We start from the raw sequence: 25,911 nt of genomic DNA, 5'->3' as shown, positions 1-25,911 counted from the left end.
GGAGAGATCGCCAGGGCCTCCTGCACGAGACGAAGCGCCGCGGCTACCTGGCGCTGATCAGCCAGGATCAGCGCGACCCGCGGGCCGAGCTGGCCAGGATCCGCGCGTTGCGCGCACACCGCGTGACCCTGCTCGTCCTGGCCGGGCCCGGGTAGGGAACTGCCTGTGAGCGGGACTATTCGACGACCCGCATCGCGCCGCTCCCGGGGTCCGTCATGTGCAGCTCGCCGCCGAGCCGCTCGCCCAGCAGGTCGAGCACCTTGCGGCTGGACGTGACGGTCCACAGGTCGCCCGCGAGGTGCGGCGTGCCCGCGGGGGCGGCGCCCATCCAGGCGTCCTTGCCCGCCCGCGTGGTGAACGTCGTCACGACGAACTCGCCGTCAGGGGTGGTGCAGTGTCCTGAGCGGACGCCGGCGCCGCCGGCCCGCAGGCGCGGCTCGCACCCGACCCTGGCGGACAGTTGCTCGACGGTGAGGAGGGCGGCCCCGGCCCGCGCGCCGGCCGCGAGGTAGCCGCCGCTCCCATCGCCCGCGGAGCAGGCCGCGACCAGCCCTGCCAGAAGCGCGAGCGCGGCGAGGCTCCGAGGAGCCGTCATGTGCAGAGGTACGCGTTCCACGGGATCAGCTCCACGGGTCAGCACGACGGGTCAGCACGACGGGGCCGGCGCGGTCAGGTGGCCGGCGTGGGCGTCTGCGAGACCCGGTGGTCGGTCAGGTGCAGGTCTCCGTCGAGCCGCTCCTGGATCGACTCCAGCACCTCGAGCGGGCCCAGGACGGTCCAGCGGGGGCCGACGAGGTGGGGGTTGTACTCGGGCGCCTGATCCATCCACGCGTCCTTGAGCGCCTCGGTCCTGAACGTGTTGACGAAGAACCTGCCGTCGGAGGTCTTGCAGAACCCGGTGCGCAGGTCGTCTCCTTCGACCTGCATCTTCGGCTTGCAGCCGACCTTCTCGGAGAGTTGCTCGACGGTCAGCGGGGCCGCGGGCTGCCCGCTCGCGCCTGCTGCGACGTAGTCGCTCCAGCCCTCTGAGGAGCATCCGGCGACCAGCCCGGCCAGCAGCGCGAAAGCGGCCAAGCGTGGAAAAGTCGTCATGTGCGGAGGTACGCAGGACCCGGCGCCTCGGTTCAGCGCAGAATCACGCACCCGCGCGCGGCGAGCCGGCGCAGCACCTCCGGCTCGCCGTCGAGCTTGTTCCACCGCAGGTCGAGCTTGTCCAGCGGGGGCAGCCGGTCCGGCAGCTCGCGCAGCCGGTTGTTGCGCAGGTCGAGATGCCTGAGACCGGACGGCAACGCGTCGGGCAACGCGCCGAGCAGGTTGTCGCGCAGGTCGAGCACGCGCAACTCCTCCAACTCGGCGATGGCGGCGGGCAACCGGGTCAGCCGGTTGCCCTGGAGGTGCAGCTCACGCAGCCGGGTCAGCCCGCCGACCGTCTCGGGCAGCGACTCCAGGCGATTGTCGTAGAGCCGCAGCTCCACCAGCGCGGCCATCCGTCCCAGCGCCTCCGGCAGGCGGGTGAGCCGGTTGGCGGTCAGGTTGAGGTAGGCGAGACGGTCGAGCCGCCCGAGCGCCGCGGGCACCTCGGTGAACAGATTGTCGCTCAGGTAGAGGTAGTCGGTGAGCGCCAGGTCGCCGAGCTCTGGCGGGACGGAGGTGAGCCGGTTGTGCCCGAGGTCGAGCATGCGCAGCCGGGCCAGCCCGCCGACGGCCGCGGGAACTTCGGTCAGCTCGTTCTCGGCCAGGTTGAGCGACTCCAGCCGGGTCAGCTCCCACAACGAGGCCGGCACCTCGGTCAACGCGTTCCTGCCCGCCGCCAGGTGCCGCAGCCGCCTGCCGAGCCGCTCGGGCAGCGCGCGGACGCGGTTGCCGTACAGGGAGAACGACTCGAGGCCCGGCGGGCAGGCCGGGACGGCCGTCAGCGCGTTGCCGTCCAGGTGCAGCGCGCGCAGCGCGGCCAGCCCCGACAGGTCGGGCAGGGCGCGCAGGCGGTTGCCGTCGAGCCTGAGCTCCTCCAGCGAGCCGAGCCCGGCCACCCACCCGGGCACCTCGGTGATCGCGTTCCAGGCCAGGTCGATCAGGCGGACGCCGTCGGGAACGTCAGGGAAGGAGGTCAGGCCCGCTCCGGGGGCACGCAGATCCGGCACGAGACCGGATCATCCCACGGCGGAGCGGAGCTCGAAGAGCTCGGACGGGGAGATGGGCATACGGTCGACGTCGATGCCCTCGGCGTCCTCCACGGCCGAGGCGATGACCGCGGAGACGGGGATCACGCCGGCCTCGCCCGCGCCCTTGATGCCGAGGGGGTTCAGCGGCGAGGGCGTCTCCAGGTGGGCGGTCTCGACGCGCGGGATCTCGGTGGCGTACGGCATGAGGAAGTCCATGAAGGAGGCGTTCACCAGCTGGCCGTGCGAGTCGTACACCATGCGCTCGTAGAGCGCCCCGCCGATGCCCTGCGCCACCCCGCCGTGGATCTGCCCTTCGACGATCACGGGGTTGATCAGCCGCCCGCAGTCGTGCACGACGGCGTAGCGCACCACCTTGATCTCGGCGGTGTCGGGGTCGGTCTCGACGATGGCGGCGTGCATGCCCGACGCGAACGTGGATCTGATCGGCGAGTAGTAGTCGCGCCCCTCCAGACCGGGCTCCTCCCCCTCCGCGACCGGCGGCCGGTCAGGGGAGGCCGCACCGGAGAACTGGGTCGCCTTGGCCGCCTCGTCGTCGAAGGCGTACCTCAGCGGGTTGGCCAGCACGGCCACCGTGGACAGCGGGATCGACGCCGACGGGGATCCCGCCACATGCACCATGCCGTCGTCGATCGCCAGGTCCGCCGGGTCGGCCTCCAGCGCGTCGGCCGCGATGCGCAGCGCCTTCTCGCGTACTTTCCTGCAGGCCAGCGCGATGGCGTTGCCGCTCATGACGGCCGCGCGCGAGGCGAACGTGCCGACCGCGTAGCCGAACCTTCTGGTGTCGCCGGTGACCACGCTGACCCGCTCGATCGGCACGCCCAGCTCGGTGGCGGCGATCTGGGCGAACACCGTCTCGTGCCCCTGGCCCTGCGAGGTGAGCCCGGTGGAGACGTGCACCCGGCCGTCGGAGGTGACCTGCACGTGCCCGCCCTCGTAGGGGCCGACGCCGGTGCCCTCGACGTAGCAGCCGATGCCGATGCCGCGCCCGGGACGCCTCTCGTGCTCGTCCCAGCCGATCAGCTCCTTGATCATGCGGAGCATCTCCGGGTAGTTCCCGCTGTCGTAGATCAGCGGGCGGCCGTCCTGGAAGGTCATGCCCTGGTCGTACGGGAACTCCTCCGGCCCGATGAAGTTGACCGCCCGCACCTCCGTGCGGTCCTTGCCCAGATGGCGGGCGATCTTGTCCATGGTGCGCTCCATGCAGAACACGGCCTGCGGCCTGCCCGCCCCCCGGTAGGGGGTGACCTGCACGGTGTTGGTGTAGACGGAGGCGAACTCGACGCGGTAGGCCCCGATCTTGTACGGCCCCGGCAACTGGGTGGACGTCACGATCGGCACGATGATCCCGTAGGGCGTGTAGGCGCCGTGGTCGTGCCGGATCGTCACGTCCAGCCCCAGGACGCGGCCGTCGCCGTCGAAGCCGACCCGCACGTGCTGGATCTGCGCGCGCTCGTGGGCGGAGGAGATGAAGTGTTCCCTGCGGTCCTCGGCCCACTTGACCTCGCGCCCGAGCGTCATGGCGGCCCACGGCACGAGGATCTCCTCGGGCCACGGGTGCACGATCTTCACGCCGAAGCCGCCGCCGACGTCCGGCGCGATCACCTCGACGTGCGGCAGCGGCAGGCCGAGCGTGGCGGCGACGGCCATGCGGACGCTGGTGGAGGTCTGGGTGCTGGAGTAGACGCGCAGGTCCCTGCCGTCCCAGCGGGCGTAGACGCCGCGTCCCTCCAGGGGCATGCTGGCGCTGCGCTCGATGTCGAGCCGGAAGGAGAGCGTGTGCGGCGCGGCCTCGATCACCTCACCGGCGCCGCGGCCGTCGGCCGCCGCGACCTCCTGCACGAGGTGGGCGCCGACGTTGCCGGGCACGTCCTCGTGCACGAGCGCGGCCCCCTGCACGGCCTCCTCCAGGCCGACCACCGCCTTGAGCGGCTCGTAGTCCACCTCGATGAGCGCGCAGGCGTCCTCGGCGGCATACCTGTCGCTCGCCACGACCATGACGACCGGCTCGCCGACGTGCCTGACCACGTCCCGGGCCAGCGGGTAGGCGGTGCGGCCGTGGGTGAGCGCGGGATGCGGGATCAGCAGCGGGAGCGCCCTGCCCACCCGCTCGGGCAGGTCCTCCCAGGTGTGGATCGCGACGAGCCCCGGCACGTCGAGTGCGCCCGTCACGTCGATGTCGCGGATGCGGGCGTGGGCGTGCGGCGAGCGGACGAAGGCGGCGGCGAGCGCGTCGGGGCCGAGGTCGTCGAGGTAGCGCCCCTGCCCGGTGAGCAGCCTGGGGTCCTCGCGCCGCTGCACGGGCTCCCCGAACAACCTCGTCGTCATGTCTCCTCCGCCAGCAGTTCGGCGGCCCGGTGTACGGCCTTGACGATGTTCTGGTAGCCGGTGCACCGGCACAGGTTGCCCGAGACGCCCTCGACGATCTCGTCGTCCGACGGCGCCGGATTGTCCCTGAGGAACGCGGTGACCGTACACAGGAATCCCGGCGTGCAGAACCCGCACTGCAGGCCGTGGCACTCGGCGAACGCCCGCTGCACCGGCGACAGCGCTGTGTTCACTGCCTCCACTTCGTGGAGGCGGCTCGGTCGCTCAAATCCGCCGCCTTCCCTCGTCGCTCCGGTCGCTGCGCTCCCTGCGCTCCTCAGTCCAGGCGACGGCGCTCCCTCGCGTGCCAGGCCTTCTACGGTGGTGATCTCCTGCCCGTCGACCGTGACCGCGAACGTGAGGCACGAGCGCACCGGCCGGCCGTCGAGCAGCACCGTGCAGCAGCCGCAGACGCCGTGCTCGCAGCCCACGTGGGTGCCGGTCAGGCCGAGGTCGTGGCGCAGGCAGTCGGACAACAACCGGCGGGCGGGCACCTTCACCCGCCTGGTCGCGCCGTTCACGACGAGCGTGATCTCATGCTCCACGGGCTGCCGCCCCTTCCCCGGCCGCGCTCCGCAGCGCCCGCTCGGCGAGCACGCCCACCAGGTGCCGCCGGTAGGCGGCCGAGGCGTGCACGTCGCTCTCCGGCTCGGTCTCCTCCTGCACGGCCCGCGCCGCCTCCGCCCAGCCGCCGGCCGCGCCCCCGGACGCTCCCGTCATGTCCACTTCCCCGAACGCCCCGGTCACATCCGCTCCCCCGCATGCCCCGGTCACGTCCACGACGACGGGCACGGGCCCGACGCCGACGCAGGCGACCCTGGCGGCGGTGACGCGCGCGTCGCCGTCCACCGTGACCACGGCGCAGACCCCGGCCAGCGCGTAGTCGCCGTGCCTGCGGGCCACCTCCTCGAAGGCGGTGCCGGTGCCCGGGCCCAGCGCGGGGAAGTACGCCGACACGGCCAGCTCGCCCGGCCGGACCGCCGACTCCAGAGGTCCGACGAAGAACTCCCGCGCCGGCACCTCCCGCTCCACGGCCCGACCCTCCCAGCGGGCCAGCCGGATCGTGCCGTCCAGCACCGCCAGCACGGCCGGCAGCTCGGCGGCCGGGTCGGCGTGCACGAGGCTGCCCACCACCGTGCCCCGGTTGCGGATCGCCGGGTGGGCGACCAGCTTCAGCGCCCGCGTGAGCAGCGGGTGCGCGCCCGCGTGCTCGGCATCGGAGTGCCTGACCAGCGCGCCCACCCTGACACCCGCCGGGGTCGCGTCGATCGTGGACAGGGAGCCGATCCGGTTGATGTCGACGAGGTGCTCGGGTGCGGCCAGCCGCATGTTCATCAGGGGGATCAGGCTCTGCCCGCCGGCCAGCACCTTGCCGCGCACCTGCGCGAGCGTGCGCAGCGCCGCGCCGACGTCACGGGGCGCGTGGTACGCGAACGGCGGCGGCTTCACGCGGGCTCGCCCCCGGCCGGCCCGGGGCCGCGCCCGGCGATGGCCCTGAGCAAGTGGTAGCCGCCCAGCACCACGATGGTGCCGAGCGCGATGCCCTCCAAGGTGAAGTCGCCCCCGATGAAGTGCTGCACAGGTCCGATGGCCAGGATGATGCCCGCCCCGGTCGGAACCATGTTCACGGGATCGGCGAAATCCACCCGGTTCTCGATCCAGATCTTCGCGCCGAGCAGCCCGATCATGCCGTAGAGGATCACGGTGACGCCGCCGAGCACGCCTCCGGGGGTGGCCGCGACCAGCGCGCCGAACTTGGGGCACAGGCCGAACAGGATCGCGATGACCCCGGCGATGTAGTAGGCGGCCGTGGAGTAGACCTTGGTGGCCGCCATGACGCCGATGTTCTCGGCGTACGTCGTGGTGGGCGAGCCGCCGACCGAGCTGGCGAGCGCGGTGGTGAGGCCGTCGGCCGCCACGGCGCGGCCCACGTACGGGTCGACGTCGGTGCCCGTCATCTCGCCGACCGCCTTGACGTGGCCGATGTTCTCGGCGATGAGCGCGATGAGCGCGGGCAGCACGAGCAGCACGGCGGAGGTCTTGAAGTCGGGCCCGTGGAACTCCGGCAACCCGATCCATTCCGCCTGCGCCACCGGCTCGAAGTCCACCCGGTCGTGCGGGAACGCCGTCGCCACGCAGTACGGGCCCTCGGGCTGGCAGGCGGCCCCGGAGGCGTCCCGCAGGTTCGCGCCGGGCAGCACCGACGTGACCGGCCCGGCCACCCCGTCCAGCACCCAGGACAGGACGAACCCGGCGACGAGCCCGACGAGCACGCCGATCCGCCCGATGAACCCCTTGAACGCCACGATCACCACGAACGTGATCAGCATCGTGACGAGGGCGACCCAGTGGTCCTGCGGCCAGTACGTGTCCGCCACCACGAACGCCAGCCCGAACCCGATCAGCATCACCACCGCGCCCGTGACCACGGGCGGGAAGACCCGGTGGATGATCTGCACGCCGAGGAAGTGGATGGCCAGCCCGGCCAGCGCCAGCACGAGGCCGGCGACCAGGATGGCGCCGGTCACGATCGCGTCCGCTCCCGCGGTGTCGCCTCCCGCCGCCGCCCTGATGGCGAACACGCCGCCGACGAAGGAGGCGCTGGTGCCGAGATAGCTCGGCACCTTGCCCTTCACGATCAGCAGGAACAGGATCGTCGAGACCCCCGACATCATCACGGCGATGTTCGGGTCGAGCCCCATCACCAGGGGGAAGACGAACGTGGCACCGAACATGGCGATCACGTGCTGCGCCCCGAACCCCACCATCCGGGGCCAGCTCAGCCGCTCGTCGGGCCTGACCACCTCTCCCTGGGCCAGATGCTTGCCGTCACCGTGCTTGGTCCATCCCAAAACCATGAGAGCCCCTCTTGTACCGGGCGTTGCGCTGGGCCGGCGACACGCTTTTCCGTTGCGGGCACATTAGGCCCGCCGGATCACTCCTACACGGGCATGATCTGCCAAATCTACGCCGGGAACCAGAGAAAAGCTCTCGCTCTCCGCAGTTGGGCGCCTTCCGTCAGTTCCAGCACGGAGGACGGCGGTGGTGCCGGTGATCCAGCGGTGAGTTCAGGTGAACCTTCGGGCTATTCGACCCGGATCGAGAACCCCTCACCGCTGACCACCTGGCCTGACCGGATCTTGGCCCGCTTCCGCAGCTCGACCTCGCCGTCCACGAGCACCATGCCCTCGGCGACGAGTTGCTTGGCCATGCCGCCCGTCTCCGTGATGCCGCAGTATTTCAGCAGGTCGCACAGCGGGATGAAGTCGGAGCGCAGTTCGAAGTCCACAGGCCCCAAGCCTAGATGCCGCGCATGCGCAGCACGTGCAGGGCGAGGGTGAGGTTGAGCCGCAGGTGCGGGTCGTCGGTGAAGCCGCCGAGCAGCCGCTCCAGTTTCCCGATCCGGTAGCGCAGCGTGTTGTAGTGGAAGTGCAGCCGCCTGGCCGTCTCCGCCACGTTCAGGTTGGTCTCCAGAAGGGCCTGGAGGGTGCGCCGCAGGTCGGCGTTCTCGGCGTCGTCGTCGGTGGCCAGCGGCCCGAGCGTCTCGCGGACGAACGCGTGCAGCTCGTCGGTGTCGTTCACCAGCGACAGCAGCCGGTAGACACCGAGCTGGTCGAAGTGGGCCACCGCGCCGGGCCCGTGCAGCTGCCGCCCGACCCTGGCGGCCTTCAGCGCCTGCGCGTAGGCCTCGGGCAGCGTCTCCGCCCCCGGGCTCGGCCGGGACGTGCCGGTCGAGAACGTCGCGGGCGGCGCGTCGGGGAAGGCGCAGGCGGCGTCCTTGGCCATCCTGGCGACGTCGGCGGAGGCGTCGACCACGGCCACCACCTCGTGCGAGAACCCCGCCACCGCCCCCTGCGGGTCGTGCCGCCTGACCGCGGCCGTCCAGCAGGCCATCAGCCGGTCCTGGGCGCTGCGCTCGTCGCCGTCGGGGTCGAGCTCGGCCACCAGCACGGTGACGGGCCGCGACAGGTCCCATCCGAACGCCCTGGCCCTGGCCGTGACCCGCTCGACCGTGCCGGCCCGTCCGGTGAGCACGTCGCGCAGGAAGTCGGCCCGGTATTTGCTCTCGACGGCGTTGACCGCCTCCTGGCGGGTGACGACGAGCGCGGCGACGGTGGCGGCGCGTTCGAGGATGCCGATGTCGCTGTCCCTGATGCCCGCGGACGGGCTGTAGGCGACGATCCTGCCGTGGTGGTGCCCTCCCGCCAGCACCGGCACCGAGGCGAACGACCGCTTGCGTGCCCCGTCGGCCCCGGCCGCCGGAGGCCCCTCGCGGGTGACCGACTCGCACAGGACGGTCACGTGTCCCGCGGGTCCCGCGGCGGCCAGCACGCGGCCCGAACCGTCGACCGCGGCCACCGACACGTCGAGCAGGTGCGCCACCTCGGCGGTGACCTCGTTGAGCCCGCCTCCGGCCAGCACCACCTGCACCAGCGCCCGGTGCGCCTCCTCGGCGCGGGCGAGCACGGCTGCCTGGCGGTTGAGGATGTCGGTGAGCACCTGGTTGAGGATGTCGTCGAAGCCGACGTCGTTCGGCAGCTGGATGAGCGGGAAGCCGAGCCGGTCGGCCTGCTCGGCCATCTCGGCGGGCAGCTCGTCGACGTAGCGGCCCAGCTTGATCGCCAGGGCGGACAGCCCGCGCTCGTCCAGGTCGGCCACCAGCCTGCCGAGCGACTGCGGCGTGTTGCGCAGCGGGTAGCCGGTGGTGAGCAGCAGCTCGTGCGGCTTGACCCAGGCCAGGATGTCGGGCACCTCCATGACGTTGAGCCGCTGCACGATGCGGCCCAGCCCGCTCTCCCCCGCGATCAGCCTGGCGTCGGCGAGGGTGGACACGCCGAGCACCTCTCCGACGGACACGCCATGGGTGATCGTTCCGGTGCTCGCCGGACGGACGGAGGGCTCCATAGAGGTGATTGTGACCCCGGGAACCGTCTGTCAGGAAGAGCCAACCTTCCCGCTCACTGTTGGCAAATTTACCCGTACGGAGGGTTCCCGGCCCGTTCTACGGTCAGGACCAGGGTCGGTTGGGAGGTCTGGTGACGGTCAGCACTCACGCGAGACGTACCCGCGTCCACGTCACGGGAGCGGCCAGCACGGCGGTACGTCCCGTCCTGGAGTCGTCCCGCCGCCCGGCGCGCGTGCTCGCCGCGTTTCCCAGCGGGATCTACCTGGAGGTCAGGACCGATCTTGAGCCTTCGGTGATCGCGGTCATCACCGGCGAGGCGATCCGCCTGCCCAACTCCGTGTTGCTGTCCGGCCCGCTCCCGAAGGTCACGGTGGGTGACGACGCTTCGGTGGGCGACCGTTCGATCGAGCTGGGCCCGCTCAACCTGACCGTCCGGCGCTGGTGGGATCCCTCGCCGCCGCTGGGCACGGTCGACCGGGCGAGCCTCGTGCGCGCCGCCGCCCGCCTGACCGACCCGCCCGAGCCGGGCCTGGCCGGCAACGCCGCGGTCGACATGCTGGCGGGCGGATGCGCCAAGGGCTGGCTGCTGGGGGCGGTGACGGCGGCCGAGCAGCTGGTGGGGCTGGGGCCGGGGCTCACGCCGAGCGGCGACGACGTTCTGGCCGGGCTGCTGGTGACCCTGCGGCACGTGGGCGCGGCGGCCGGCGTGGATCGGGCGGTCTGGCTGGCCGGCTGGCTCGGCGCGACGGTCACCTTCGACGCCCGTACGCGGACGACGCCCATCTCGGCCACGCTGCTGCACTGCGCGGCCAGGGGCGCGGCCAGCCCCGAGGTGATCGGGGTGCTGCGCGGCATCGCCGGCACGCAGGCGCTCGATCCCGCGCTGCGCCGGCTGCACCGGCTCGGCCACACCTCGGGGGCCGATCTGGCGCAGGGCGTCGCCATCGGGGTGAACGCGGTCCTCGCCCTGGCCGACCAGGAACCGGAGCAGTGAGTGAGCCAGTGAGCAAGCCCGTGAGTGACGCTGTGAGCGAGATGGTGCTGGTACGGCGGGGGACTTATCACGACTCGGTGACGCTCATGCGGGTCAGCCGGGCACTGTCCGACATGCCGGGTGTCAGGGCCGCCATGGTCGCCATGGCCACCGATCTCAACGTGTCCATCCTGCGCGAGCTGGGGTTCACGGTCCCGGCGACCGATCCGGGCGACCTGCTGATCGCCGTACGCGCGAGCGACACCGAGGCCGCCGTCGAGGAGGCCGACCGGCAGCTGACCACCTTCCAGCGAACGGATCCGGCGCCGGAGCACCAGCCGCCGCTGACCACCCGCTCGGCCGCGCGGAACCCGGCTGACCTGGTTCTCGTCTCCACGCCCGGGGAGCACGCCTTCGCCGAGGCACTGGACGCCGTCGAGGCGGGCCTGCCCGTCATGATCTTCAGCGACGGCGTGCCCGTGTGGCAGGAACGCCTGCTGAAGGAGCGGGCGGAGACCAGGGACGTCCTCGTGATGGGCCCCGACTGCGGCACGGCGGTGATCGGCGGCGTCGGCCTGGGCTTCGCGAACGTCCTGCGCCCCGGCCCTGTGGGCGTGGTGGCGGCCTCGGGCACCGGCGCGCAGCAGGTGACGTCCCTGCTCGACTGGGCGGGCACGGGCGTCAGCCACGTGCTCGGCGTGGGCGGCAGGGACCTGTCGGCCGAGGTGGGCGGCCTGTCGGCGCTGCGGGCCCTGCGCATGCTGGACGACGACCCGGCCACCGAGCTGATCGTGCTCATCTCCAAGCCGCCGTCGCCGGAGGTGGCCCGGGCCGTGGAGGAGTCGGTGGGCCGGCTGCGCACGCCGGTCGTACGCGCGATGCTCCAGGAGGGCGCGCCCGACCTCACGGAGGCGACGGAGCAGGTGCTGCGCGCGCTCGGCAGGCCCGTACCCGAGTGGCCGTCCTGGCCGTCGTGGCCGGGCGGCCGCCCGGCCGGCAAGGCGATCAAGGGCGTCTACGCCGGCGGCACGCTCAGCGCGGAGGCCGCGATGGTCGCCGGCTCCGGCGACATCGTCGACTACGGCGACGACGCCTACACCAGGGGACGCGCCCACCCCATGATCGACCCGGCGCTCCGCGTCGAGGCGCTCGCCTGCACCGAGGACACCGACGTGGTGCTCATGGACGTCGTGCTCGGCCACGGCGCCGACCCCGATCCGGCCGCCTCGCTCGCGCACGCCGTCGCCCGCGCCCCCGCCACCGTCGTCATCGCCCTCATCGGCACGGAGGGCGACCCCCAGGACCTGCACCGCCAGGCCACCGCCTTCCGCGAGGCGGGCGCGGCCGTGTTCACCTCCAACGCCCAGGCCGCCCGGCACGCCAGGAGCCTGCTGTGACCCCGTTCACCTCCGACGCCCAGGCCCCCCAGCACGCCAGGAGCCTGCTGTGACCCTGCTCTCCGCACCGCCCCGCGTCGTCACCGTCGGCGCCGGCCTGCTCGACGACGCGCTCAGGGCCCAGGCCGTGCCGACGGTCCCCGTGGCGTGGCGGCCGCCGCTGCCCGGCACGGCCGAGGCGCTGGCCAGAGTCCTCGCCGACCCGCGCAGGCAGGCCGCCAACGAGCTGGCCGTCAGCCGGCTGACCTCCGCCCGCCCGCACCTGGTGGGCGTGCGGCGCGCCTCGGAGCTGCTGGCGGAGGGGACGTTCCTGCACGCGGGCCCGCCCATCACGTGGGAGCGCGCGTCCGGCCCGATGCGCGGCGCCCTCATCGGCGCGATGCTGCTGGAGGGCCTGGCGGGCGACGAGCACGAGGCCGGGCGCACGCTCGCCGAGGGCGGCGTCACGCTGCGCCCGTGCCACGAGCACGCCACCGTGGGCCCGATGGCGGGCGTGGTGAGCCCGTCCATGTGGGTGTTCGAGGTGCGCGACGAGGAGCACGGCGGCACCGCCTACTGCTCGCTCAACGAGGGCCTGGGCAAGGTGCTCCGCTACGGCGCGTACGGGCCGGAGGTGCTGGAGCGGCTGCGCTGGATGGACGGGGTGCTCGGCCCCGCCCTGGCCGCGGCGCTGGAGCGCACCGGGCCGATCGACCTGCGTTCGCTGATCGCGCAGGCGCTGCAGATGGGCGACGAGCTGCACAACCGCAACCGCGCCGCCACCTCGCTGCTGCTGCGCGAGCTGGCGCCCGCCGTGGTGGAGGCCGCCCCCGGGGCCGCCGCGCAGGTGCTGCGCTTCATCAACGGCAACGACCACTTCTTCCTCAACGCCGGCATGGCCGCGGCCAAGGTCAGCACGGACGCGGCCCGCGACGTGCCGGGTTCGTCGCTGGTGGTCGCGATGGCGCGCAACGGCACCGACTTCGGCGTGCAGGTCTCGGGGCTGGGCGGACGCTGGTTCACCGGCCCGGCCGGCGTGCCCGACGGGCTCTATCTCGGCGCGTACGGCCCTGGCGACGCCAACCCGGACATCGGCGACTCCACCATCACGGAGACCTCCGGCCTGGGCGGCTTCGCGATGGCGGCCTCCCCCGCCATCGTGCGTTTCGTCGGCGGCGAGGTCTCCGACGCCGTCAGGGCCACCCGTTCGATGTACGAGATCACGCTGGCCGAGCATCCCGCCTACCAGATCCCGGGCCTCGGTTTCCGCGGCACTCCCGCCGGCATCGACGTCGCCCTGGTGGCCAGGACGGGGTTGCTGCCCGTCGTCAACACCGGCATCGCGGGACGCGTGGCCGGCACGGGGCAGGTCGGCGCGGGCCTGGTCAGGCCGCCCGCCGAGGCGTTCGCCGGCGCGTTGCTGGCGTTGGCACGCTCGGCAAGTGACCCATTTGAAAAGTGAAATAGCCGCACGTCAGCACTATTGTCAAGCAATGTCAGCTTCCCTTGCGGTTATAGCGCCGATATCGTAACGAACCTCAGGCCAGCAAGAAAACCGCCGCGGCCCTGTCGCCGCACCTGGTCAAAGCCCATTGCGGCAGCCGTCAGGCGGATTTCTCAGTGGCAATCTGCAAGTAGCGTGAGAACGCACGTGACGGATGAGGCGAGATGGGGGCGGGAACATGGCAGCCGACCGCTTGCTCAGCGGCCCCGGCGCGGAGGGAGGCCCCCCGAGCGGCACCCCGCAGAGCCAGGGCCGCCTGATCGGCCGGCGCTACCGGCTGATGTCGCCGGTCGGCAGGGGCGGCATGGGTATGGTGTGGCAGGCCCACGACGTCCTGCTCGACCGGGACGTCGCGGTCAAGGAGCTGATCCTGCCGTACGGCCTCGACCACGCGGGCAAGCAGGTGGCGCACCGGCGCATGCTGCGCGAGGCCAGGTCGGCCGCGCGGCTGACGCACCCCGGCATCGTGACCGTGCACGACGTCGTCGAGGAGGACGGCCGCCCCTGGATCGTGATGGAACTGGTCCGCGCGTGGTCCCTGGAGCAGGCCGTACGCCAGAGCGGGCCGCTGCCGGTGATCCAGGCGGCCGAGATCGGCATCAGGGTGCTCGACGCGATCCGGCACGCCCACGCCGCCGGCATCATGCACCGCGACATCAAGCCCGGCAACGTCCTGCTGACCTCGGACCGGGTGGTGCTGACCGACTTCGGCATCGCGGCCATCGAGGGCGACGTGACAATCACGCAGACCGGGCTGCTCATGGGGTCGCCCGCGTACATCCCGCCGGAGCGCCTGTCCGGCCAGCCGATCACGCACGCGGCCGACCTGTGGTCGTTCGGGGCCACGCTGTACGCCGCCGTCGAGGGGCGGCCGCCGTACGAAGGGCCCGACCCGATCGCCGTGCTCGGCGCGGTCCTCACCCAGGACCCGATCAGGCCGCAGCGGGCCGGGGCGCTGATGCCGGTGATCGAGGGCCTGCTGCGCAAGAGCCCGGCGGAACGGCTGACCTCCGCCCAGGTCATCGAGATGCTGGAGACGGTGCTGGGCGCGCACGGCTCCGCCAGGCCGCGCCCGCAGGAGACCCCGCCTGGGACGCTGCCGGGGACCCCGCCTGGAACGCTGCCCAGCCAGGCCGACCCGACGCCGGCCGTGCTGCTGCCGCCGCTGGAACACCCCTCGGGGCCGATGCCGTCGCGGATCGTGGAGACGCCCTCGGGGCCGGTGCGCGTGCCGTACGACCCGATGAGCAGCCCGTCGGGCGGCTACTCGATGCCCTATGACGGGATGACGAGCCCGTCGGGCAGCCACAACACCGACCGGTTACCGCCGGCGCAGGGGTTCGAGGCGTTCGGCGGCCCGTCGGGGGCACAGCGGCCGGGCAGCGGCCCGCCCTCACCCGGCGGCCCGCTTTCACCTGACGGCGGCCCTTCCCTGGGCGGCCCTTCGTCCTCGGGCGGCTTCCCCGTGGCCGGCGCCCCGCCCTCGCTCGACCCTTCTTCCCCGCTGGGCGGGCCCTCGTCCTCGGGCGGCTTCCCCGTGATCGGCGCCCCGCCCTCGCTCGACGGCTCGCACGCGCCCGGCGGCCCTTCCTCGCTCGGTGGCCCGCCTGCACAGAGTGGCGCGTCCTCGCCCGGCGGACCGGACCCCTTCGGGACGTACCCGTCCGTGGACGACTCCGCCGACGGCATGGACGCGTCCTCAGGACCGCGGCCCCGGCCGATCCTGCCGCTGACGTCCGACAGCCGTACGTCCGGCGCCACCCCGTGGCCGCTGGCCTCCCCCGCCGACCTGCACGAGCAGTCACGCGGCCTGTCGCACGACATCGGCCGCAGCCGCCTGGCCACGCTGCCCGGCCCCTCCCCGCGCACCGGCACGAGCAGGCGCAGGAGCGAGGACGACGGCGGCGGCGCGTGGATACGCGACGGCCGGCCGACGCCGCTCACGTTCATCAGCGCGATCGTGGCGGTGGCCGTCGTCGCGGGCGCCGTGATGATCGTCCTGTCCGGCGGATCATCGCAGGAGCCGGCCGCGGTCACCGCCGCGACCGCGTCCCCCACCGCCACGACGAGCGCTCCGGCCGCGGGGGGCGAGCCGTCCCCGGTGCCGGAGGGCTACGAGGAGCACACCGCCGCCGGGTTCGCGGCCGGCGTGCCGGAGGGCTGGAAGCCGGCGAAGGCCGACGGCAGGACCACGTTCGACGGGCCGGAGGACTCCGGCATGCGGATCGTGGTGGAGCGGGTGACGCCGCAGGCCGACGGCGGGTTGTCCCGGCTGAGCAGGGAGGAGTCCGAGGGCGGCAGGGAGAGCTACATCCAGGTGCAGTTGCGTGCCGTGTCCTACCGGGGATGGAAGGCCACCGACTGGGAGTACACCTACACCACCGCCAACGGGGTCCCCATGCACGCGCTGACCCGATACGTCACGATCGACGACACGACCGGTTTCATGATCACGTTCGACCTGCCCGAGCTGAAGTGGGACGACCAGGCCGGCACGCGCAAGGTGTTCCTCGACACGTTCCGGCGAAGCACCTGACCTCGGCGCGACGGCGGGTCTCACCGTGAACCCCCGAATATTGCACTGGCCGTTCCAAAACTGGTAGCGTGCCGGGCATGGCGCGACCGAGGACGTTCGAGGAGGACCGTGCGGTCGAGGCGGCCATGCGCGCGTTCTGGGGCGCGGGCTACGAGAACACCTCGACGCAGGCCCTGTGCGCGGCCACCGGTCTCGGGCGCAGCAGCATCTACAACACCTTCGCGAGCAAACACGATCTGTTCCAGAAGGCGCTGCGCCACTACATGGACGGGCGCAACGCCAGGCTCGCCGAGCTGATGGAGTCCGACCTGCCCGCCAGGGAGAAGGTCGGCACCGTGCTGGGGTGGGCGGTCGAGCCCGATCCCGAGGAGCCGGCCGGCTGCCTGGTGGTCAACTCGCAGGTCGAGATGGCCCGTCACGACCCGGCGGTCGCCGAGTTGCTGCGGCTGGACTACGACAAGCGGGTGCGGATGATCCGCGGGGCGATCGAGGCCGGCATCTCCCGGGGCGAGATCGACGCGGGCAAGGACGCGCTCGCCCTGGCACACTTCGTCGTCGCCACGGTCAGCGGCCTGCGCGTGGCCGCCTGCGGGGGCGCCGGCCGTGAGACCCTCGCGTCCGTCGCACGAACCGCGCTGGACGCGTTCTGACTTTTTCGCGCCCTAATTTTGTACTGATCATTCTAAATTGGAGGAATCGCCATGCCCCTGGCGGTCTACATACTGGGCCTGTCGATATTCGCGCAGGGCACGTCGGAGCTCATGCTGGCCGGGCTGCTCCCGGAGATGGCCCGCGACCTGCACGTGTCCGTCCCCGAGGCGGGGCTGCTGATCTCGGCGTTCGCCATCGGGATGCTGGTCGGCGCTCCCGTGCTGGCCATCGCCACGCTGCGCTGGCCACCCCGTACGGCGCTGCTGACGTTCATGCTGGTCTTCGCCCTCACGCACGTCGTTGGCGCGATGACGGCCGACTACGCCGTCGTGTTCGCCACCCGCGTGGCCGGCGCCTTCGTGTACGCCGGTTTCTGGGCCGTGGCGGCGAGCACCGCGATCGGCCTCGTGCCCGCGAACGCCCGCGGCAGGGCGATGAGCATCCTGGCGGGCGGGCTGACGGTCGCCACCATCATCGGCTTGTCCTCGGGCACCGTCATCGGCCAGCATCTCGGCTGGCGGGCCGCGTTCTGGGCGGTGGCCGGGCTGTCGGCGCTCGCCGCGGTGGGCGTGTTCGCCACCATCCCCGGCGGCCGTCCCGAGGCCGGGGCTCGGCCCCGCGTGCAGGATGAGCTCCGCGCCATGCTGAACCCGCCGCTCTGGCTCGCCTACGGCACGATCGCGCTGACCACGGCGGCCCTGCTGGCCTCCTTCAGCTACCTGAGCGTCCTGCTGACGGGCACCACGGGCCTGGCGCCCGCCTGGATTCCCGCCGTCCTGGCCCTGTACGGGGTCGGCGCGCTGATCGGCATCACGATCGGCGGCAGGACCGCCGACGCGCGGCCGTTCCTCGTCCTGTTCACCGGGGTCACGGGCCTCATCGCGACCTCCGCCGCGCTGGCCGCGTCCGCGGCCGTGCCCGTCCTCGCCATCGTGCTGGTCTTCCTGCTCGGCGCGTTCGGATTCGGCACCAACCCGGCGCTGAACGCCCGCCCCTTCGCCCTCGCCAAGGCCGCTCCCACGCTGACCGCCGCGATGAACGTCTCCTCCTTCAACGTCGGCATCACCGTGGGCCCCTGGCTGGGCGGGCTGTCCATCGGCGCGGGATTCGGCTACCCGTCCGTCGCCTGGATCGGCGCCGCCATCGGGGTGGCCGCGCTCGGCGCGGTCGCGCTGGCCGCGTACCAGCACCGCAGGAGCGCGTCCCCGCAGGCCGCGCCGATCAGTGAGATACGGTCTGCCGTATGAAGCTGGGGAACATCCGCTTTTATCCCATCAAATCGACCACCGGTCATGACGTCGATGAGGCTGAGGTGCAGCCGTGGGGTCTGGCAGGCGACCGGCGCTATCTCGTCACCGACCGCAACGGCGACCTCCTCACCGCGCGCGAGGAGCCGGCGCTGCTGGCCTGCGTGGCCGAGCTCGACGGCGACACCCTCACGCTGACCGGCCCGCACGCCGCCCCGCTGCCGGTCGTCCCGGCCACCACGATGTCCACGGTGAAGGTGGGACGCACCCCGGTGGAGCTCACCGACTGCGGCGACGACGCGGCGCGGTGGTTGTCGGAGCTCGCCGGGCAGCCCGTCCGGCTCAAGTGGCTCGACGACCCGACCCGCCGCCCGGTCAATCCGGCGTACGGGCGCCCGGAGGACCGCGTGAGCCTGGCCGACGGCTATCCCCTGCTGCTCACCACCAGCGCCTCGCTCGCCCAGCTCAACGACTGGATCGCGGAGACGGCGCTCGAACACGGCGAGGAGCCGCCCGCGCCGCTGCCCATGCGCCGGTTCCGGCCGAACGTGGTGATCGACGGGGTCGACACCCCCTTCGCCGAGGACGGGTGGAAGCGGCTGCGCATCGGGAACGTCGGCTTCCGGGTCACCAAGGGCTGCGACCGCTGCGTGCTGACCACGATCGACACCGCCACGTACACCAAGGGCAAGGAGCCCCTCAGGACGCTGGCCAGGCACCGCAAGTGGGACGGCAAGGTCTGGTTCGGGATCAATCTGATCCCTGACGGGCCCGGACGCATCGTTGTGGGCGATGCCGTCACGATCCTCTGAATATCGCGGAAATAAGAATTCTGTCGTCTTTGTGGCGGTGTTGGGGGGTTATGTCAGACTTCACTGGTGACCAGTGCCCCCATCCAGCCCGCGACGCTGCCCTCTGACCGGATCCCGAGCATTCAGCGTCGCACCCTGGCCGTTCTCTCCGCGACGCAGATCGTGGGCGGCGTGGGCGTGGCGGTCGGGCTGGCGCTCAGCTCGGTGGTCGTGGACGAGCTGTCGGGATCCACGGTGATCAGCGGCTTCGCCGGCACGGCCACCGTGGCCGGCGCGGCACTGCTGGCCCTGCCCACGGCCAGGGCATCGGGCAGCGGCGGGCGGCGTGCCGGCCTGTCGCTCGCCTATCTGGCGGCCCTGGCCGGCTGCGCGATCTCCGTGGCCGCCATCACCCTGGGCTCGTGGCCGCTGCTGCTGGTGGGGCTGGTGCTGGTGGGCGGCGGCAGCGCCGGCAGCCTGGCGGCGCGCTACTCCGCCACCGACCTTTCCCCGAAGGGCCGCTCCGCCCGGCACCTGTCGCTGGTCGTCTGGGCCTCCACCATCGGCTCCGTGGCCGGTCCGAACCTGGCCGAGCCCGCCGACGAGATCGGCATGCGGCTGGGGATGGCGGCGAAGGCGGGGCCGTTCGCGTTCGCCGCGCTGGCGTTCGCCCTGGCCCTGCTCATCATCCTCGGGTTGCTCCGGCCCGACCCGCTCAAGCTGGCGCGCGGCCTGCTGGACGACACGCAGGACAAGCCCGCGCCCGGCCGCAACCGGACCATCAAGACAGCCTGGGAGACGCTGCGTACGACCCCGATGGCCCGCACGGCGCTGATCATGATCGCGATCAGCCACACCGCGATGGTGTCGGTCATGTCGATGACCCCGGTCAAGCTCCACCACGACGGCTCCAACCTGGACGTCATCGGCCTCGTGATCAGCCTGCACATCGCCGGCATGTACGTGCTGTCGCCGGTCGTCGGCTGGCTGGCCGACAGGGCGGGCAAGCTGCCGGTGCTGGTGCTCGGCATGGCCCTGCTGCTGTGCGCGGCCACGCTGGCGGGCACGGCTGGGCACCGGGTGTGGCAGGTGACGGCGGCGCTGGTGCTGCTCGGACTGGGCTGGTCGTGCGGCCTGGTGTCGGGCTCCGCCCTGGTCACGGAGTCCGTCCCGCTCCCCCGCCGCCCCGCCGTGCAGGGCCTGTCGGACCTGCTCATGAACGTCTGCGGCGCCACGGGCACGATCGTCGCCGGGGCGATCGTGGGGATGCTCGGCTACGGCATGCTCGGCCTGGTCGTCGGCGTCATGGTCGCCCTGGCCGGCTGCTGGCTCGTCACCGTCTGGCGCCGCACCCCCACCGTCTCCCCTGCCGGGTAGCCCGCCGAACCCGGTGACCGCGGGCGTGCGCTCCTGCCCGGCTGTCCGAGAACCGGCGATAGCGTGCGCTCCTGCCCGGCTGTCCGGGGACGTGCCTATTTGGCGTCGGCGTAGGAGGTGACCGCCACGGCCTCCATGGGGAAGCGCACCGGCGTCTGCCCGAACAGCAGCCTGCTCGCCTCGGCCGCCGCCGCGGACACCGCCGCCATCACCTCGTCGGCCTGCTCCAGCGGGCAGTGCACCATCACCTCGTCGTGCTGGAAGAACACCAGCCGGGCCGGCTCGGGCAGCAGCCCTCGCAGCACCGCCATCAGCGCCAGCGCCCACTCGGCGGCCGTGCCCTGCACCACGAAGTTGCGCGTGAACCGCCCTCGGTCCCTGGCCGCCCGCCCGCCCTCGGGCCCCGACACCAGCTCCTTCCACCGCGCCGACGGGGGCGGGCAGGTGCGCCCGAGCCAGGAGCGCACGAGCCGCCCCTCCTCGCCCGCCTTCGCCGCGTCCTCGACGAACTGGTAGGCCTTGGGGAAGCGCTGCCGCATCACCGTCAGCAGCTTGGACGCGTCGCCGCTGGTGCCGCCGTACATGGCCGACAGCATCGCGATCTTGGCGTTGGCCCGCTCGCCACCGAACGACTGCGCCAGCGCCGCGTAGAGGTCGATCTCCCCCGCCGCCCTGGCCAGCCCTCCGTCACCGGCCATCGCCGCCAGCACCCGCGGCTCCAGCTGGGCCGCATCGGCGACGATCAGGCTCCACCCCTCGTCGGCCACCACCACCCGCCGCATCACCTTGGGGATCTGCAGCGCCCCGCCGCCGCTGGTGGCCCACCGCCCGGAGACCACCCCGCCCACCACGTATTCCGGGCGGAAGCGGCCGTCGCGCACCCACTGGTCGGCCCACGCCCACCCGTGGGCGCTGAACAGCCTGGCCAGCTCCTTGTAGGCCAGCAGCGGCGCCACGGCGGGGTGGTCGACGCGTTTCAGCTCCCACGACCTGGTCGTCTTGAGCGTCACCCCGGCGCCCTTGAACGCCCTGACCAGTTGCTGCACCGAGTCGGGGTTGACCGGATGGCCGAACGCCGCCGCCACCTCAGAGGCCAGTGCCTGCAGCTTGGCCGGCCGCATGCCGTGCACGGGCCGCGGGCCGAGCAGCTCGGTCAGGAGCTCGTCGTGCACGCCCGCGCGCCAGGGCATGCCGTCGTGCGCCATCTCGGCCGCGATGAGCGCCCCCGCGGACTCCGCGGCGACCAGCAGCCGGAACCTTCCTGGCTCGGGCAGCGCCGCGATGCGCCCGAGCTGGCCGGCCAGCACCTCCGCCACCGCCTCCGCTCCGAGCGGCTCGGGCGCGAAGAGCGTGCCGGGCGCGCTCGGCTCGTCATCGGGCACCGCCAGCCCGTGGAGCCTGGCGTGCGCGGCCCTGGCGGATCGGGCCTCGCCGTGGCTGCCCTCGTGCGCCAGCAGCAGCCCTTCGGTGAGCGCGATGTCATGGCAGCGCGCGACCCGCACACCGGCCGCCACCAGGGGCGTGTAGTCCTCCCTGGCGTCGGCCCAGACCCAGCGCGGGCGCTCGGCCGCCTCGAGCTCGGCGACGGCCCGCGCCAGATCGGCGGGACGGCGAGGGGAGCCACCGACCGGGAGCAGCGTCTCTCCCGCGACCACGACATGCACGTGGTCAAGAGTGCCAAACGCCTCCGACAAAGCCGGGAACGGGCCGGGAACGGCTCACGCGAGGCTGATGCGCACCTCGTCCTCCAGCGGCGGATCCAGCTCCTGCCCCAGGCACCCGGTGGCGGCGAAGCAGCGCAGGGTCAGCTCGCCGGGCGTGACCGTGACGTGCATCAGCTGCTTGAAGAAGGGCGGGGTGTCCCAGTCGGACAGCTCGGACAGGTAGCGGTGGAACACCTTGTCGACGGGCAGCCTGAACGGCCACGGCCAGGCCCCGAGCAGCCGCGCCGCCCACCGCATCCTGCGGGTGATCGCGACGGTGCCCTCCGGTGTCCTGACCGGCCGGTTCTTGACGTGCTCCGACATGACGCACGCGGCCTCCGCGGGCGTGAGGTAGAGCCACTTCATCCGCAGCCTGGTGGCGTAGAGCTGGCTGTAGAACGACAGCGAGTCGCCGCGCAGCGGGTAGCACCTGAAGTCGTCCTCGTGCACGCCGGCCACGTCGACCCGCTCGATGGTGTGCGTCGCGTGCATGAACGCGCCGCCGCCCCCTGACACGACGTACTGGATCACCCGGTCCCCCACCTTGACCGGATAGCGCTGGTAGTTGTGCACGTCGCCGCCGATGACCGCGACGTACCGGTGTGCGGGGTCGCGCACGATGTCGTCGATCGTGCCGCCTTCCTCCAGCGGTGACGGCTTGTAGGCGTTGGCGGTGTAGATGGGCTTGCCCGTCACGAGGATCTTGGGCCGGGGGTCTGCCGAGACCCGCCGCAACCACGCCGTCTGCCCCTTGTCGATGTTGTTCCTGATGCCGGTGTCGACGCCGACGATGAGCAGGTGGTCGCTCTCGATCGCCCAGTACGGCCCCGGCTGCGTCGCCTGCTGGGCCGGCCTGCCCCTGAGCTGCCGCGCCTCGGCCAGCCGTTCCTCGTCGATCGGCTCCGGCTTGCGCCACAGCAGTCCGCGGATCCCGCGGTCGGGTTTCGGCTTGAGCTCGGCGTCGCAGAAGACCCGCATGAACCCGCCGAGTCCGTCGTACCAGTCGTGGTTGCCGGGGATGGCGTAAATAGGGGCGTCATAGTCCTTGTACGGACGGAAGAACTTGTCGTCGTACTCGTTGCCCGATCCCGTCGGATAGACCACATCGCTCGCGATGACCGCGAACGACGTGCCCTGCCCGAGTTTTAACATCCCCGGAACAACGGCGTACTGAGAAGCATCTCCCTCCCCCGTATCACCGAGCAGCAGAAAACTGAAATTCCCCGCTACAGGTGCCTTGATACGAAATTCCGGATCAATCCCGCGCGCTTCCTGACCCGCCACCCACCGCGCCCGCACCTGCCCGGACGGATCGCCGAACAGCCCCGCGAGCACCTCGTTACGCGAGCGCCACAACGTCCGCGGATTGAGCCAGCTGAAACCCCGCCTGTCCGGTCTGAGCTGCGAGAACGTCCCCACCTGCGGGCACGCCCATCCGGCGCCCGCCTCCGACACCCGCGAGGAAAGTTGCTTTGCGCGTTCGGCCGCGACATCCACCATGACCATATTTCTACCGCGATCTACCGATCACGCATCCTGAACGCTCCGTGCAGACAGGGACGCGGAGGGTGCACCATGGTGTACCCTCACCCCCCAAGCAAGCGGTTGGGACCGCCGAGGGGAGGCTCCCATGACCCGTAACGGCCCTGATGACGCGACCCGCAGAGGCACATCCGAAGTGGACGCCATTGAGGGTTTACTGGCTTATGCCCAGACTCACCCCCGGTGGGGTCGGTCGGCGTTCAAGAGCATGAGCGAAGCCATCGCCAGGAGCCGGGTTCTGTTCGGGGAGTCGCCGGAGGAATACTCGGGCCTGCTGGCCCGCTGCCTGGTCGCGGGAGCGAGGCTGCTGCTCCGGCGCGGGCGGCCCGCGGAGGCGCTGCCGCTGGCCGAGGAGGCGGTGGCGCTCACCCGTTCGGCGGGCGGCGCCCCGCTGGTGGCTTCGCTGTACCGGCTCGCCGCCGTGCTGGAGGCCCTCCACCGCTACAGCGAGGCCGCGGCGCTCGTGGCCGAGGCCGACCGGCTCCTCCGGCCCGACTGACGCCACCGCCGGTGCCCGCCCCGGCGTGCGCGGCCGGGACCGGCGCCGCGGCCCGAAGGGCACGTCACGCCGGTTCGACCGGCGGGACGAGCACGCCTGGGTTGAGGATGCCCGCGGGATCCAGCCGGCTCTTGACCGCGTCCAGGACGCTCACACCGACCGGACCCAGCTCGGCCGCGTACGCGTCGCGATGGTCGCGGCCGACCCCGTGGTGGTGCGTGATGGTGCCGCCCGCCTCGACGATGGCCGCGTTCACCTCCGTCTTGGCCCGCTCCCACTGGGCGACCGGGTCGTCGTCCTGCGGGGTCACGACGGTGAAGTACAGCGAGGCGCCGGTCTCGTACGCGTGGGAGACGTGACACATGACGAGCGGCGAGCCGAGCGCCCCGAGCAGCGCGAGCCGCACCGCGTCGTAGAGGCGCGGCAGGTTCGCCCAGAACCCGGCCGTCTCCAGCGTCTCGACGGTGGCGCCGGCCGCGAGCAGCGAGTCGCGCAGATACGGCGCCGAGAACCGGCCGCGCTCCCACGCCTCGCCGGGACCCGCGCCGAGCGGTTCGCCGCCCAGCCGCGCCAGCACGGCGGAGACGGCCTGCCGCCGCCCGGACTCCGCGGCGCCCTCGTGACCCGCGATCAGCAGGCAGCCGGAGCCGCCCGAGCCGATGGCGTCCGGCTCGGCCAGGCCGACCATGGTCTCGGTCTCGTCGGACAGCCGCAGCACGGCCGGCATGAGCCCCTCCTGCGCCAGCGCCCGCACGGCGGCGGAGCCGGCCGCGAACGACGCGAACCGCCACCCCTCGTAGCGGCGCTCGGCGGGCGCGCGGCGCACCCGCAGGCGCAGCGACGTGATGACGCCGAAAGCGCCTTCCGAGCCGAGGACGAGTTGCCGCAGGTCGGGCCCTGCCGCCGATCTGGGGGCGCGGCCGACGTCCAGGGTGCCCGCCGGGGTGGCGAGGGTGAGGCCCATCACCATGTCGTCGAAGCGCCCGTATCCGGCGGAGGCCTGGCCGCTGGATCGGGCGGCCGCGAAGCCGCCGAGCGTGGCGTACTCGAAGGACTGGGGGAAGTGCCCGAGCGTCAGCCCGCGCTCGGCGAGCAGCCGCTCGGCCTCGGCGGCCCGCACGCCCGGCTCGAACTCGGCCACCATCGACTCCGTGTCGACCGACCGCAGCCGGTCGAGCCTGGCCAGGTCGAGCGCGACGACTCCGGCGAATCCGGCGCGGGCGGCCGCGAGCCCGCCCACGACCGAGGTGCCGCCGCCGAAGGGCACGACCGCGATCCGCTCGGCCGAGCACAGCCGCAGCAGCTCGGCCACCTCCTCGTGCGAGCCGGGCAGCACCACGGCGTCGGGCGCGTCGGAGCCGTCGCCCGCGCGCATCCGCAACAGGTCGGGGGTGGACTTTCCGCGCGTGTGCCGCACGCGGGCCTCGTGCGTGGTCAGGACGTGCTCGGCGCCGGCCACCCCGGCCAGCGCCTCGACCAGCGGCCCCGGCAGGGCGACCGGCGGGACCCGCACCGCCTCCAGCGCGGCGGCGGGGACGGCGGGCGCGCGCACGCCGAGCAGGTCGTGCAGGAGCGTGCGGATCTGCTCGGGCAGCTCCCGGGCGCGGGCGGGATCGCCCCATCCCGACCACGACATGGGTTCTCCAGGCATGGGTACACTGTGACACATGACGTCGATTCGTCACAACGACGGGGTGCTGGACGCCGCCCGCGACTGCGTGCTGGCCTACGGGGTGCGCAGGACGACCCTCACGGACGTGGCGCGCAGGGCCGGGGTGTCACGGATGACGCTCTACCGCCGCTGGCCCGACGTGCGCACGCTGGTCGCCGACGTGATGACCAGGGAGTGGGTGCGGGTGATCGCGGAGCTGGACATGTCCGATCCGGTCCGCGCGGTCGTCGCCGGTGTCAGAGGGCTGCGCGCGCACCCCTTGTGGCGCAAGATCGTGGAGGCGGACCCCGAGCTGCTCCTCCCCTACCTGCTCGACCGGCGTGGGGCGACCCACGAGGCCGTGCTTGAGGTGCTGGAGCGGGGCTTCGGCGATCCGCGCAGGGCCAGAGCCGTGCTGCTGGTGGCCCAGTCGTTCCTGCTGTCCGCTCCGACCATGCTCGGCCCCGTGACCGCGGACGACCTCGACGACGAACTCACCGCGTTGCTGGAGGGATACCTTGACCGCCGAGAAAGCCGAGAAAGCCGAGAAAGCCGAGAGAGCCGCTGACCGCGCCGCCGCCGCGGCCCTCACCCCGCGCGCGCGAAGG

Annotated in this window: 22 protein-coding genes; 10 read left to right on the top strand and 12 right to left on the bottom strand. The window is 72.6% G+C overall.

The window, feature by feature from the left end:
- Nucleotides 1-175: 175 nt before the first annotated feature.
- The 9 genes from ACZ6SA_RS10585 to ACZ6SA_RS10545 form a co-directional block, all read right to left on the bottom strand.
- The gene (locus tag ACZ6SA_RS10585) at nucleotides 176-616 is read right to left on the bottom strand and encodes a hypothetical protein (protein ID WP_465827525.1); all 441 of its coding nucleotides are present in this window, start codon (nucleotides 614-616) and stop codon (nucleotides 176-178) included.
- A gap of 53 nt (nucleotides 617-669) precedes the next feature.
- Nucleotides 670-1,074: a hypothetical protein gene (locus ACZ6SA_RS10580; RefSeq protein WP_347644305.1), complete on the bottom strand. Its 405-nt coding sequence runs from the start codon at nucleotides 1,072-1,074 to the stop codon at nucleotides 670-672.
- Between the two features lie 50 nt (nucleotides 1,075-1,124).
- On the bottom strand, nucleotides 1,125-2,141 hold the full coding sequence (locus ACZ6SA_RS10575; protein ID WP_465827523.1) for a leucine-rich repeat domain-containing protein: 1,017 nt from the start codon (nucleotides 2,139-2,141) through the stop codon (nucleotides 1,125-1,127).
- A gap of 9 nt (nucleotides 2,142-2,150) precedes the next feature.
- Nucleotides 2,151-4,508 carry an aerobic carbon-monoxide dehydrogenase large subunit gene (cutA, locus tag ACZ6SA_RS10570; RefSeq protein ID WP_465827521.1) on the bottom strand — a complete coding sequence of 786 codons (2,358 nt, stop codon included), beginning with the start codon at nucleotides 4,506-4,508 and terminating at the stop codon, nucleotides 2,151-2,153.
- Nucleotides 4,505-5,092: a (2Fe-2S)-binding protein gene (locus tag ACZ6SA_RS10565; RefSeq protein ID WP_347644308.1), complete on the bottom strand. Its 588-nt coding sequence runs from the start codon at nucleotides 5,090-5,092 to the stop codon at nucleotides 4,505-4,507. Before ACZ6SA_RS10565 ends, cutA begins: the two co-directional genes overlap by 4 nt.
- Complete coding sequence (locus ACZ6SA_RS10560; RefSeq protein ID WP_443151241.1) at nucleotides 5,082-5,996, bottom strand: FAD binding domain-containing protein; 915 nt, start codon at nucleotides 5,994-5,996, stop codon at nucleotides 5,082-5,084. Before ACZ6SA_RS10560 ends, ACZ6SA_RS10565 begins: the two co-directional genes overlap by 11 nt.
- Complete coding sequence (locus ACZ6SA_RS10555) at nucleotides 5,993-7,405, bottom strand: uracil-xanthine permease family protein (protein WP_465827520.1); 1,413 nt, start codon at nucleotides 7,403-7,405, stop codon at nucleotides 5,993-5,995. Before ACZ6SA_RS10555 ends, ACZ6SA_RS10560 begins: the two co-directional genes overlap by 4 nt.
- Nucleotides 7,406-7,632: 227 nt before the next feature.
- Nucleotides 7,633-7,836: an RNA-binding S4 domain-containing protein gene (locus ACZ6SA_RS10550; RefSeq protein WP_220446781.1), complete on the bottom strand. Its 204-nt coding sequence runs from the start codon at nucleotides 7,834-7,836 to the stop codon at nucleotides 7,633-7,635.
- Between the two features lie 11 nt (nucleotides 7,837-7,847).
- Nucleotides 7,848-9,452, bottom strand: coding sequence for a PucR family transcriptional regulator ligand-binding domain-containing protein (locus ACZ6SA_RS10545; RefSeq protein WP_465827518.1), 1,605 nt, complete (start codon nucleotides 9,450-9,452; stop codon nucleotides 7,848-7,850).
- 131 nt (nucleotides 9,453-9,583) lie between these two features.
- On the opposite strand from ACZ6SA_RS10545, the gene ACZ6SA_RS10540 reads away from it, so the two are divergent.
- From ACZ6SA_RS10540 to ACZ6SA_RS10505, 8 genes are all read left to right on the top strand, one after another.
- Nucleotides 9,584-10,447 carry an oxamate carbamoyltransferase subunit AllH family protein gene (locus ACZ6SA_RS10540; protein ID WP_347644313.1) on the top strand — a complete coding sequence of 288 codons (864 nt, stop codon included), beginning with the start codon at nucleotides 9,584-9,586 and terminating at the stop codon, nucleotides 10,445-10,447.
- Nucleotides 10,448-10,467: 20 nt separating this feature from the next.
- Nucleotides 10,468-11,823: an FdrA family protein gene (locus tag ACZ6SA_RS10535; RefSeq protein WP_465827517.1), complete on the top strand. Its 1,356-nt coding sequence runs from the start codon at nucleotides 10,468-10,470 to the stop codon at nucleotides 11,821-11,823.
- Nucleotides 11,824-11,872: 49 nt separating this feature from the next.
- Complete coding sequence (locus tag ACZ6SA_RS10530; protein ID WP_347644316.1) at nucleotides 11,873-13,264, top strand: YlbE family protein; 1,392 nt, start codon at nucleotides 11,873-11,875, stop codon at nucleotides 13,262-13,264.
- A gap of 220 nt (nucleotides 13,265-13,484) precedes the next feature.
- A complete protein-coding gene (locus tag ACZ6SA_RS10525; protein WP_347644317.1) occupies nucleotides 13,485-15,842 on the top strand; it encodes a serine/threonine-protein kinase in 2,358 nt (785 codons plus the stop codon).
- A gap of 77 nt (nucleotides 15,843-15,919) precedes the next feature.
- The gene (locus tag ACZ6SA_RS10520; RefSeq protein ID WP_465827515.1) at nucleotides 15,920-16,492 is read left to right on the top strand and encodes a TetR/AcrR family transcriptional regulator; all 573 of its coding nucleotides are present in this window, start codon (nucleotides 15,920-15,922) and stop codon (nucleotides 16,490-16,492) included.
- A 51-nt stretch (nucleotides 16,493-16,543) separates the two neighbouring features.
- Entirely contained in the window at nucleotides 16,544-17,740 is a 1,197-nt protein-coding gene (locus ACZ6SA_RS10515; RefSeq protein ID WP_347644319.1) for a Cmx/CmrA family chloramphenicol efflux MFS transporter, read from the top strand.
- Entirely contained in the window at nucleotides 17,737-18,552 is an 816-nt protein-coding gene (locus ACZ6SA_RS10510; RefSeq protein ID WP_465827513.1) for an MOSC domain-containing protein, read from the top strand. Before ACZ6SA_RS10515 ends, ACZ6SA_RS10510 begins: the two co-directional genes overlap by 4 nt.
- Before the next feature lie 66 nt (nucleotides 18,553-18,618).
- Nucleotides 18,619-19,908 (top strand): MFS transporter, encoded by a 1,290-nt coding sequence (locus ACZ6SA_RS10505; RefSeq protein WP_465827512.1) that lies wholly within the window; start codon nucleotides 18,619-18,621, stop codon nucleotides 19,906-19,908.
- Nucleotides 19,909-20,003: 95 nt separating this feature from the next.
- Here the strand turns inward: ACZ6SA_RS10505 and ACZ6SA_RS10500 are convergent, their stop codons facing one another.
- Both ACZ6SA_RS10500 and ACZ6SA_RS10495 read right to left on the bottom strand, forming a co-directional pair.
- Nucleotides 20,004-21,572, bottom strand: coding sequence for a bifunctional 3'-5' exonuclease/DNA polymerase (locus tag ACZ6SA_RS10500; protein ID WP_465827510.1), 1,569 nt, complete (start codon nucleotides 21,570-21,572; stop codon nucleotides 20,004-20,006).
- Nucleotides 21,573-21,626: 54 nt separating this feature from the next.
- Nucleotides 21,627-22,895 (bottom strand): metallophosphoesterase family protein, encoded by a 1,269-nt coding sequence (locus tag ACZ6SA_RS10495; RefSeq protein ID WP_465827813.1) that lies wholly within the window; start codon nucleotides 22,893-22,895, stop codon nucleotides 21,627-21,629.
- A 466-nt stretch (nucleotides 22,896-23,361) separates the two neighbouring features.
- Between ACZ6SA_RS10495 and ACZ6SA_RS10490 the strand changes: the two genes are divergently transcribed.
- A complete protein-coding gene (locus ACZ6SA_RS10490; protein ID WP_347644326.1) occupies nucleotides 23,362-23,652 on the top strand; it encodes a tetratricopeptide repeat protein in 291 nt (96 codons plus the stop codon).
- A 64-nt stretch (nucleotides 23,653-23,716) separates the two neighbouring features.
- On the opposite strand, the gene ACZ6SA_RS10485 is transcribed toward ACZ6SA_RS10490, so the two are convergent.
- Nucleotides 23,717-25,288, bottom strand: coding sequence for an FAD-binding oxidoreductase (locus ACZ6SA_RS10485; protein WP_347644357.1), 1,572 nt, complete (start codon nucleotides 25,286-25,288; stop codon nucleotides 23,717-23,719).
- A gap of 31 nt (nucleotides 25,289-25,319) precedes the next feature.
- Between ACZ6SA_RS10485 and ACZ6SA_RS10480 the strand changes: the two genes are divergently transcribed.
- Complete coding sequence (locus tag ACZ6SA_RS10480; protein WP_465827509.1) at nucleotides 25,320-25,871, top strand: TetR/AcrR family transcriptional regulator; 552 nt, start codon at nucleotides 25,320-25,322, stop codon at nucleotides 25,869-25,871.
- Nucleotides 25,872-25,911: the final 40 nt, after the last annotated feature.

The sequence above is a fragment of the Nonomuraea sp. NPDC049378 genome (assembly GCF_055586745.1).
Note: the sequence above shows the minus strand (reverse complement) of the source record. Positions and strands in the feature narration are given on the sequence as shown.

Bases quoted from the DNA above. Each gene is read 5' to 3' on its own strand.
- cutA (WP_465827521.1), bottom strand. From the start codon at position 4,508: ATGACGACGAGGTTGTTCGGGGAGCCCGTGCAGCGGCGCGAGGACCCC.
- ACZ6SA_RS10555 (WP_465827520.1), bottom strand. From the start codon at position 7,405: ATGGTTTTGGGATGGACCAAGCACGGTGACGGCAAGCATCTGGCCCAG.
- ACZ6SA_RS10545 (WP_465827518.1), bottom strand. From the start codon at position 9,452: ATGGAGCCCTCCGTCCGTCCGGCGAGCACCGGAACGATCACCCATGGC.
- ACZ6SA_RS10525 (WP_347644317.1), top strand. From the start codon at position 13,485: ATGGCAGCCGACCGCTTGCTCAGCGGCCCCGGCGCGGAGGGAGGCCCC.
- ACZ6SA_RS10520 (WP_465827515.1), top strand. From the start codon at position 15,920: ATGGCGCGACCGAGGACGTTCGAGGAGGACCGTGCGGTCGAGGCGGCC.
- ACZ6SA_RS10515 (WP_347644319.1), top strand. From the start codon at position 16,544: ATGCCCCTGGCGGTCTACATACTGGGCCTGTCGATATTCGCGCAGGGC.
- ACZ6SA_RS10510 (WP_465827513.1), top strand. From the start codon at position 17,737: ATGAAGCTGGGGAACATCCGCTTTTATCCCATCAAATCGACCACCGGT.
- ACZ6SA_RS10490 (WP_347644326.1), top strand. From the start codon at position 23,362: ATGAGCGAAGCCATCGCCAGGAGCCGGGTTCTGTTCGGGGAGTCGCCG.
- ACZ6SA_RS10485 (WP_347644357.1), bottom strand. From the start codon at position 25,288: ATGTCGTGGTCGGGATGGGGCGATCCCGCCCGCGCCCGGGAGCTGCCC.
- ACZ6SA_RS10480 (WP_465827509.1), top strand. From the start codon at position 25,320: ATGACGTCGATTCGTCACAACGACGGGGTGCTGGACGCCGCCCGCGAC.